Below are 10,275 nucleotides of genomic sequence, written 5' to 3'. Positions count from 1 at the left end.
AGACTCTTTTTTTATGTTTACTTCGTAATAAATTGTTGTGTCCAGTAGTTGCCGCTTTCTACATAACCAACACCGATATGAGTGAAGCCGCTATTTAAAATATTTGCACGGTGTCCAGCACTGTTCATCCAAGCTTGTACAACTTCTTCTGGTGTACGTTGGCCTTGTGCGATGTTTTCACCTGCAGATGTATAAGAAATACCGAATTTCTTCATCATGTCAAACGGAGACCCGTATGTAGGGCTGTTATGATCAAAGTAGTTATTCTTTTGCATATCTTCAGATTTAGCGCGTGCAACTTTGCTTAATTCAGTATCAATTTGTAATGCTGGTAAGCCTTGTTTTGTACGCTCAGCGTTTGTTAATTCAACAACGCGTTGTTCGAATTCGCTTAAAGATTTTGCTTCTTCAGCAGGCTTTTGCTCAGCAGGTTTTTGTGTTTCATTTTGAGTATTGTTGTTTTCAACTGGTTTTTGAGCTTCTGGTTTAGCAACTTCTTCAGCAGGCTTTTGTTCCGCTGGTTTTTGAGTTTCCTCAGCAGGCTTTTGAGCTTCTGGCTTAGCTGTTGGTTGTTCAGTTACAACATTTTCAGTAGGCTGTTGACCAGGAATGAAGCAATCTTGTTGGAATTGACCTTGATTCCATTGTGCTAATGACTCAACTCCCATAGATTGTAAGAATGCTTGTAATTCTTGTTGGCTCATTTGTTTCATCATTACTTTTGAATGCTGAATATTTTGAACCTTTATGTTAGATGGTTGTACTGTTGCAGCTTGTGCATCTAAAGATGATACTCCTAAAGTAAGAGCTGTTGCAGCAGCTACAGATAATAAAACACGTTTTTTCATGATGTGTGTCCCCCTATATAAAGTTTTAATTTGTTTTCACACGATTTGTTTTTGACAGCCTGTCTGACTGACAAATCCATCGTAGCATACAATTTACAAGAAAAAAGATGGAAAAAAATTCATAGACTTTGAAATTACCTAATTTATCCTAAGAGAAGAAAAGGGAAGAAATAAGAGAAACATAGAGTATAAAAGGAATTTTTAGCATTTTTATACTTGGTTTTAAGAGAGGGTTTTTGGATATATTTACCTAAATGGAAAATAAAGAATCCTATTGTATCAATGGTTTGAACATTTTTTTGAGGAATATACTGGATTGATTTTTACAAAACTGTAATGTTTCTGTTGTTCTTTTTTATAATAAAGTAACATATTTTTAATGTTGTAGCAGACAAAAAAGCGGCTATCTCTTTACATAGACGAAGGAGATAGCCGTTTTCCTATTATTACGTATGTTACGAGTTATTACGAGTTGGTTTCAATTGCTTCTAATAATAAATCTACAATGTGAATTCCTCTCATTTTATGAGAAAGATCTTCTCGTTCAATACCTAATTTCATTTGTAATAGACAACCTGGATTTGCAGTAACAATTGTCGCCGCGTCTGTTTCATGCACACGGTCCATTTTATAATCTAGAAATTCCATTGATAACTCTGAATGAACAATATTGTAAATACCAGCAGAACCACAGCAACGGTCCGCATCTTTCATTTCACGGTATGTTGCACCTTGGATTGCTTCTAGTAACATACGAGGTTCAGAAGATGTTCGCATAACATTGCGTAAATGACAAGAGTCTTGATACGTAATGATTTGCGGCGTGAGTCGTAAGTCATTACGTTTATGGAAATCTAGTTCTACTAGTATAGCAGTAATATCTTTAATTTTAGAAACAAATTGCTTTGCGCGCTCAGCCCATTCTGGATCATCCTTTAAAAGGTAATCATAGTCTACGAGGTAAGCTCCGCAACCACCTGCATTCGTAATAATATAATCGATGTTTAAATCTTCGAATGCTTTTATATTTCGTTTTGCTAATTCTTTCGCTCCACTCTTTTCACCAGCATGCCCATGTAATGCCCCGCAGCAACTTTGTGTTTTCGGAATAACGATATCACAACCAGCTAACTGAAGAAGTTTCATCGTTGCGTTATTTGTTTCTAAAAACATCGTATCCATTAAACAACCTGTGAAGAATGCAACTTGTTTTTTCTTTGCCACCTCAGCAGGTAAAAATTCAGGACGATCTTTCATTGCTTTCATTTTAGGGACTTTTGGCAAAACGAGATCTATCGTTGCAAGTGTTTCAGGGAATAACTTCATAATACCAGTTTTATGTGTTAGCGTTTGTAAACCAGATCGCTGGTAAAATCCGATTAGCCCTGTTAATGTTCTCATTCGGTTTTGATGCGGGAATAGTCCTTCAAAAACGACTTTACGAACGGCTTTCACTGGCACTGAGAATTTTTTATTTTGATTAATAATATCACGAGCTTCTTCTAATAAATGTCCATAATTCACACCAGACGGACAAACAGGTTCACAAGCACGACAGCCAAGGCAGACGTTTAATGTATTTTCAACATCTTCATCTGGCTCAATTAAACCATCAGCGACGGCTTTCATTAAGGCGATACGCCCGCGCGGTGAATGTGATTCTTTATATCCAGATTGAATGTAAGTAGGACAAGTCGGTAAACAAAAACCGCATCGCATACAATTTAATAGTTCATCTTCACTTAATCGTTCTTTAAATTCCTTTTGAATGTTTTCTTTATTTAATGTGGTCATCGCTCAACCACCACTCTTTTACGAGAGTCTTTCGCGAACATCTTTCCAGGATTCATAATGTTGTTTGGGTCGAAGGCTTGTTTAATCCCTTGCATAGCGGCGATACCTTCTTTACCTAATTTCATTTCTAAATACGGAGCTTTCATCGCGCCAACACCATGTTCACCAGTAATCGTACCACCAAGCTCAATCGCTTTCGCAAATATTTCAGCAAAAGCTTGTTCAGCACGGTGCATTTCTTCTTCATTACGGGCATCTGTCATACAAGTTGGGTGCAAATTACCATCACCAGCATGGCCAAAAGTACAAATAGGAATATTATATTTCTTTGCAATTGCATTAATTGCTTCAACCATTGGAGCGATTTGTGAACGTGGTACAGTTGCATCCTCTAATATTGTTGTCGGTTTTAGTCTTGCAAGTGCTGATAGTGCACTACGGCGTGCTGTACGAAGCGCATCTGCTTCGGCTTCATCTTTTGCAACGCGAACATCGACCGCATTCATAGCACGGCAAACGTTAGCCATTTTTTCGATATCTCGATTGACAACCTCGGGCGGGCCGTCTTGTTCAATTAATAAAATTGCTTTAACGTCAGTTGGTAAACCGATTTGTGCAAACTCTTCTACAACTTCAATTGTTGGTTGGTCTAAAAACTCAAGTGTCGCTGGAATAATTTTATTTGCAATAATAGCAGAAACAGCTCGAGCAGCTTCGTTAATATCTTCATATAGCGCAAGCATCGTTTTCTTCGTTTCAGGCATAGGGACAAGTTTTAATATAGCTTCCGTAACAACACCAAGTGTTCCTTCAGAACCAATAAATAAACGAGTTAAATCATAACCAGCTACATCTTTTGCTAATTTACCGCCAGTGCGAATGATATCGCCGTTCGGTAAGACAATTTCAAGCCCCATTACATAATCACGTGTTACGCCATATTTTAAACCACGTAATCCGCCGGAGTTTTCATTAATGTTACCGCCGATTGTAGAAATTTTCATAGAGCTTGGATCTGGTGGATAAAATAAACCTTTTTCTTCTACTGCTTTAATAATATCAAGTGTAATAACACCAGCTTGTACAGTAATTGTTAAATTCTCTTCGTCAATTTCTAAAATATTGTTCATATGGCGGAAAATAAGGACGATACCACCTTCAAGTGGACACGTACCAGCGCAAAGATTTGTTCCAGACCCGCGAACATATACCGGAATTTTATGAGTGTTACACACTTTTAACACGTCTGCTACTTCATTTGTATTACGAGGAGCAATGACTGCATCAGGCATCGCTTGGAAGTTTGGAGTGGCATCATAACTATAAGTTAAACGCCCCATATTGGATGTATCTACATTATCTTCGCCAACAATAGATACGAATGAATCAATAATTTGCTTTTCTAACATTGGAAATCCCCCTCAAACTGTTAACGTATTTAGTAATAATAAAAAACGTTGTAACAGTGCTTTCATTATAATGATAAAAAAGTAGGGGGATTCTTTCTATATACAATCATCTAAAGATTAATCTATTTTATCGTTATTTTTTGTATGATTATCTAATAAGAGGAGTGCGAAGTATAAAACATTTAAATCTTTGAATTGTTTCGGGTCAAGTTCTGTATGTTCTTCAATCTTTTTTAGCCTGTAATGCAGTGTGTTAATGTGTATATGTAATTGCTCAGCTGTTTGCTTATAAGATTGGTTATAATCGATAAATAAACGTAGAGTGTGCATAAGCTCAGGAGATGATACTAAGTTTTCAATAGTACGCTCTAGAAACTGTTCCCGGGTTTCGGTAGAAATATCTTGTAAGCACATTTCTAAACGTAAATCTTCATTAAATACAATTTTTTTCGTTTCAAGTGATACTGAAAGGGCGCGTAGTGCTTGTTCGTACGATAAGTTCATATTGCTTGGCGTAACTGTTTGCCCAATCCCGATATATAAAGTAATAGAAAATAAAGTTTCACAGTCTTGTTTTAACCGTTTTAAAAATTGAAAGGTTTGCTCTTTGGAGTGCATTGTTGTAAACAAAATAAACCGATCATTTCCCCAGCGAACAAATAAATTTTCTTTTGCTAAAATGTTGCGCAGATGTTGCCAAATTTTACGCTGGAGCATCGTATTATCTTGGGCGATTGATAATAAAATAAGTTGTTTCTTCTTATATAAATCAATGCCAAGCGTTTTTGCACGATCGAGAAAACTTGGAGACCAGTCTGTATTTTGAAGCCAATCAAAGACAAATGCTTCATAAGAACGGTGCTCAAGTTCTAGTTGTTCTAAAAAGTAGTTTTCATGAATTAATAATTCGGTCATCTTACGTAATATTTCTCCGTATTGTAAAATATTTTCAGGTTCTCCTGTAATTCCAATCACGCCGATTACTTCGTCATGGAATAGTAAAGGAAGATTCATCCCAGCTTTTACACCTTGCAGTCGTCGTTCATCATCTTTTGTAATAATGACAGTATTCTTTTGTTTCGCACAGCGGAGTGCCCCTTCATGAAATTGACCGATTCTTTCCGCATCTGTACTTGCGATAATAATGCCTTGTATATTAATAATAATAATGTTTTCAGTAATTAATCTGCGTACTTCACGTACAATTTTATTCGCTAAATCAGGAAAAAGCATAATTTGCACACCTCAAATTCTATTTGTTGTACATTATATATGTAAGTTTATTAATAAAGGAAGATTTCACATTTTCCACACATTTATTTGTTACTTTACAATTATAACGAAATCATCCGAAGATGGAGGGAATCTTTTGAGAAAGTATGTTTTTCTTCTCTGTTTTTTATTTCTATTAGTAGGGTGTCAAGGAAGTTCGTATACACCGATTGCTAAAGATAAAAGTGTTATTATAACAACGAATATAAAGGAAGGTAGTATTAGTTTTATTGATAAAAAAACAAAGAAGCTATTAACAACATGGGAATTAAATGAGCCGATTGCGGGGGTTACGCTACTTCCAAATGGCGAGGAAATACTCGTTTATGGTAAGCAATTAGAATATATGTATGTATATTCACTAGCAGAAGGAAGACAAGTGGACAAATATAAGACTGGAAAAGGAATTGCTAATGTTATCGCATCAGATGATGGAAAACAATTATTTGCTGCCAATCAAAATGAACAAAAGGTAAGGTTCTTTACGATAAAAGGAAAAGAGACAGGGAGTGTTTCAACAGGAAAAGGGCCGATAACGATGGTAGAGCATCATAACCAGTTATCTGTACTCAACTTTTATGATACGAAACTAACGACCATTGATACAAAGAAAAAAGAAGTGATACAGTCCTTTATGATTCCGCCAGCATCAACAGGAGCAACGGTTAGCGCTGATGGGAAAGAAATATGGATTGGTGGACATGGTGATGGAAGTCAAGTGAATGAGAAAGTATTAGTGTATTCTTTACAGAGCGGAGAGATGATACGTTCTTTACATGCTCCGTTTATGCCTGTGAATATAACAAAGGATGATAAGTATGTATATGCGCTAAGTCACGGTTCAAATACGCTTAGAAAGTTTGATGCAAGTACGTATCAAGAGGTAGGATTTGCAGAAGTAGGATCTAATCCATTTGCATTTTTGAAAAGCGGTGCAGAAGGATATGTAGCTAGTTATGATAGCGATGAAGTATGCGTAATGGATATGAAGAATATGAAAATAAAACAAACAATTAAAGTCGGTAAAGGACCGTTTCAACTCATAGAGAGAGAAGGGGAAGGGCAATGAGTAAATATAAAGTGCTAGTCGTAGATGACGAAAGTGATATGAGGCAACTTGTCGGAATGTACTTAGATAACTTCGGATACGAGTGGGGAGAAGCTGAAAATGGAAAAGAGGCACTTCGAAAATTAGAGACGGATCATTACGATTTCGTTGTACTAGACATTATGATGCCTGAGATGGATGGGCTTTCAGTTTGTAAAGAGATTCGAAAAACGTCGGATGTACCTATTATATTTTTAACAGCAAAAGGTGAAGAGTGGAATAGGGTGAACGGCTTACGTATGGGAGCAGATGATTATATTGTAAAGCCATTTAGTCCTGGGGAACTAATTGCTCGTATGGAAGCTGTTTTAAGACGATATACAAAGCAAGAACAGCAAGAAGAGATTCAATTTGGACCGATTCTTATTAATGAAAAAAGTAGGAGGGTCGAGACGAATGGTGAGACGATTCCTCTTACGGTAAAAGAGTTCGATTTACTATATTTTCTTTGCCAACATAATGGACAAGTATTTAGCCGGGAACAATTGCTTGAAAAGGTGTGGGGATATGATTATGCAGGAAGTACAAGAACGGTAGATACGCATGTGAAAACGATGCGTCTAAAGCTAGGAGAAAGTGGAAACTACATTCAAACAGTTTGGGGTGTAGGTTATAAATTTGAGGTGTAACGTATGTTTACGATGGTACAAAAGCTTTGGCTTACAGTAGTATGTGCAGTATGTGTAACAGTTTCCTTTCTTTATTTTGTATCTTTATACTCATATGAAAAGTTATACGTTGATAATTTAAAAGATTCATTAGTAATGGAAGGGAAACGTCTTGCCACGCAATATGATAAACGTGAAGGAGTATCCACTTTTGAAGAGAAAGTAAGGGCATATGATCAAATATCTAGTTCAGATGTCCTTTTCGTATACAATCCGCGTGATTTAAGCGCATGTTTGCCTTTTGATGTTCACCATCATTCTCTTATAAGTGAAGGGGATAGACAGGCGCTATTAGATGGGAAAACTGTGACAAAGATAGGGTATGAAGAACATTTTGATCGTAATATTATGGGTGTTGTCATCCCTGTTTTAGATAATAAAAAATTAGTTGGTATTGTATACTCTTATATTCCTTTAAAAAGTATAAAAGACTTAATATTTGATATGGGTCTTATTTTAGCGCCGTTAGCACTTGCAATGATTTTAATTACAATATGGATTGGTAGAAAAATTATTATCGCTATTACGAGACCGCTTTCGCAAATGGAACGAGTTGCAAATCATTTGGCTACTGGAGATTTCTCAGAGCGGATTACAATTTCTTCAGAAGATGAAATTGGACGATTGGGAAAAGCTTTTAATAAAATGGCAAATTCTTTAGAAACAGAAGATGTAAAGCGTAAGGAATTTTTAGCTAATGTTTCGCATGAACTTAGAACACCGCTTAGTTATATTAAAGGATATAGTGAAGCTATTTTAGACGGTGTAGCGAAGGGGCCGCAGCAGGAAAAAGTAACGCAACTTATTCATAAAGAGGCAGGTCGCATGCAGCGCCTCGTTCATGATTTATTAGATCTAGCGCAGCTAGAAGGTGAACACTTTCCCCTAAAGAAACAACCTATCGTTTTTTCACAGCTTATTGAAGATGTACTAGATACGTACGAGTTACAGTTTATAGAAAAAACCCTTCGTATTTCAACGAATTTAAATCCTGAAATTATCGTAATGATTGATGAGGATCGTATGCAACAAGTACTTCATAATGTGTTAGATAATGCGATACGTTATACAAATCAAAACGGGGATATCATAATAACATTAAAGCAAATCGATGATTATTGTGAATTGCACATAAAAGATACAGGAATAGGTATTGATAGAGAGCATTTAGAAAATCTCGGGGAACGCTTTTACCGAGTAGATAAAGCGAGAAGTCGTCAACACGGTGGAACAGGTTTAGGTCTTGCAATTGTAAGGCAAATTGTTCATATACATGATGGTGAGTGGAGAATAGAAAGTGAAAAAGGTAAGGGAACGACAGTTATTATTAAATTAAAAGCACAAGATGAGGAGAGCATATTCTAACTTTTGGAATATGCTCTTCATATTGAAGGTAAATAGTTACGCGTAAATGTATTAATTAATATCAAACAAATATCAAAAAATTGACTATTTTATGAACAAAACATTTGTACTTCTTACTAATTCGTTCTAAAATAGTTATGGATGCTAAGTTCTTATAAAACGTTACAATTGTTGTTTGGAAGATACTGAGGTGATTTAACTGGAGTACAAATCTATTAAACCGAAAAAAATTTACGAAGAAGTATCTGAAGCTATTTTAACAATGATTAAAAATGGTACGTTAAAACCTGGTGACAAACTACTTCCTGTTCATCAATTAGCTGAGCAGTTTCAAGTTGGCAGATCTGCTGTTCGTGAAGCGCTAAGTGCGCTAAGAGCAATGGGCTTAATTGAAATGAAACAAGGAGAAGGTACATATGTAAGGAATTTCGATCCTTCTTCATTAACAAAATCACTAAATAACAAGTTATTAATGAAGAAAGAGGATATTTTGAATTTATTAGAAGTACGGAAGGTGCTCGAAGTGGGGGCAGTTCGAGCGGCAGCGGCAAAACGTACGGAAGCTAATTTGCAAAATATGAAGCATTGGTTAGATGAAATGGCAAAGAGCATTGGAGATGAGAAGGCTGGCGAAAAAGCAGACTTTCATTTTCATATGGGAATTGCAGAATCTTCGCATAATAACATCTTACTTGAGCTCATGAATCATGTTTCAGAGATGATTGCTGAAACGATTGGTGAATCAAGACGCATTATTTTATATGGTGAACAAACAACATCAGAACGACTTTTAGAAGAGCATCAATCTATATATAATGCGGTGTTAAAGCAAGATGTGGAATTAGCGCAGCAAGCAATGCTAAATCATTTAACAAATGTAGAACATATTGTCACAGGTAAAAGCGATATAAATTCGTAATTTAATCTTTTATTTTTCTAATTTTCTGATAAAATAGAGAGATTAAGTAAACGTTTTCTTTAGAAGAGGGAGAGGATAGGCCATGGTTGAGCCTACTTCTTCTAATCTTAGTCATCTGATGACCATATGATTGTTGGCGAAGTTGTAATGAGGGGGAATTATAGTTATGAAAGTCACTTTATTTGTTACTTGTATAGTCGATATGTTTGAAACAAACGTCGGCAAAGCAACAGTTGAAGTATTGGAGCGTTTAGGTTGTGAAATTGAATTTCCAGAAGCACAAGTTTGTTGTGGTCAGCCTGCTTATAATAGCGGCCATGTAGAAGCAGCAAAAGAAGCGATGAAACATATGATTGAAACTTTCGAAGATGCAGAATATATCGTTACGCCATCTGGCTCTTGTGCGACAATGTTTCATGAGTATCCGCATGTTTTTAAAGATGATCCGAAGTGGGCTAAACGTGCACAAAAGGTTGCTGATAAAACATATGAATTCACACAATTTATTGTAGATGTTTTAAAAGTTACAGATGTTGGTGCAAGTTTACCAGGAATAGCTACTATTCATAAATCTTGTCATATGACACGCCTGCTGGGAGTAAAAGAGGCACCAGGAATTTTATTATCAAACGTAAAAGGATTAACTGTGAGAGAACTGCCAAACGTGCAAAATTGTTGTGGGTTTGGGGGAACGTTTTCAGTTAAGATGACTCCAATTTCTGAGCAAATGGTAGATGAAAAAGTAGATAGTGTAATGGAAACAGGTGCTGATTATTTAATCGGTGCAGATTGTGGATGTTTGTTAAACATTGGCGGACGTATTGAGCGTTTAGGAAAAGAAGTAAAAGTAATGCATATTGCTGAGGTCTTGAATAGTCGCTCATGAAGGGGG

The 10,275-nt window shown here is 36.2% G+C and carries 9 protein-coding genes; 5 read left to right on the top strand and 4 right to left on the bottom strand.

Features of this window, described 5'->3' with window-relative positions; genetic code table 11:
* Positions 1-17 precede the first annotated feature (17 nt).
* The 4 genes from V7038_RS00145 to V7038_RS00130 form a co-directional block, all read right to left on the bottom strand.
* On the bottom strand, positions 18-848 hold the full coding sequence (locus V7038_RS00145; RefSeq protein ID WP_002202710.1) for a CAP domain-containing protein: 831 nt from the start codon (positions 846-848) through the stop codon (positions 18-20).
* Between the two features lie 465 nt (positions 849-1,313).
* On the bottom strand, positions 1,314-2,642 hold the full coding sequence (locus tag V7038_RS00140) for a (Fe-S)-binding protein (RefSeq protein ID WP_002201272.1): 1,329 nt from the start codon (positions 2,640-2,642) through the stop codon (positions 1,314-1,316).
* Positions 2,639-4,051 carry a glycolate oxidase subunit GlcD gene (gene glcD / locus V7038_RS00135; RefSeq protein WP_002158763.1) on the bottom strand — a complete coding sequence of 471 codons (1,413 nt, stop codon included), beginning with the start codon at positions 4,049-4,051 and terminating at the stop codon, positions 2,639-2,641. The genes V7038_RS00140 and glcD overlap by 4 nt, the downstream gene beginning before the upstream one ends.
* Positions 4,052-4,168: 117 nt before the next feature.
* A complete protein-coding gene (locus tag V7038_RS00130) occupies positions 4,169-5,284 on the bottom strand; it encodes a CdaR family transcriptional regulator (protein WP_002202708.1) in 1,116 nt (371 codons plus the stop codon).
* A 136-nt stretch (positions 5,285-5,420) separates the two neighbouring features.
* Between V7038_RS00130 and V7038_RS00125 the strand changes: the two genes are divergently transcribed.
* The 5 genes from V7038_RS00125 (at position 5,421) to V7038_RS00105 (ending at position 10,269) form a co-directional block, all read left to right on the top strand.
* Positions 5,421-6,392 (top strand): hypothetical protein, encoded by a 972-nt coding sequence (locus tag V7038_RS00125; RefSeq protein WP_002202707.1) that lies wholly within the window; start codon positions 5,421-5,423, stop codon positions 6,390-6,392.
* A complete protein-coding gene (locus tag V7038_RS00120) occupies positions 6,389-7,060 on the top strand; it encodes a response regulator transcription factor (RefSeq protein WP_002158760.1) in 672 nt (223 codons plus the stop codon). The genes V7038_RS00125 and V7038_RS00120 overlap by 4 nt, the downstream gene beginning before the upstream one ends.
* A 3-nt stretch (positions 7,061-7,063) precedes the next feature.
* The gene (locus tag V7038_RS00115; protein WP_002158759.1) at positions 7,064-8,464 is read left to right on the top strand and encodes a sensor histidine kinase; all 1,401 of its coding nucleotides are present in this window, start codon (positions 7,064-7,066) and stop codon (positions 8,462-8,464) included.
* Between the two features lie 229 nt (positions 8,465-8,693).
* On the top strand, positions 8,694-9,383 hold the full coding sequence (locus tag V7038_RS00110) for a FadR/GntR family transcriptional regulator (protein ID WP_255298756.1): 690 nt from the start codon (positions 8,694-8,696) through the stop codon (positions 9,381-9,383).
* Between the two features lie 166 nt (positions 9,384-9,549).
* Positions 9,550-10,269, top strand: coding sequence for a (Fe-S)-binding protein (locus tag V7038_RS00105; RefSeq protein WP_002149679.1), 720 nt, complete (start codon positions 9,550-9,552; stop codon positions 10,267-10,269).
* Positions 10,270-10,275: the final 6 nt, after the last annotated feature.

Origin of the sequence: Bacillus sp. JJ783, from assembly GCF_036963225.1 — a bacterium.
Lineage (GTDB): Bacteria > Bacillota > Bacilli > Bacillales > Bacillaceae_G > Bacillus_A > Bacillus_A cereus_U.
The sequence above is the reverse complement of the archived record's forward strand: the minus strand, read 5'-3'. Positions and strand labels throughout refer to the sequence as shown.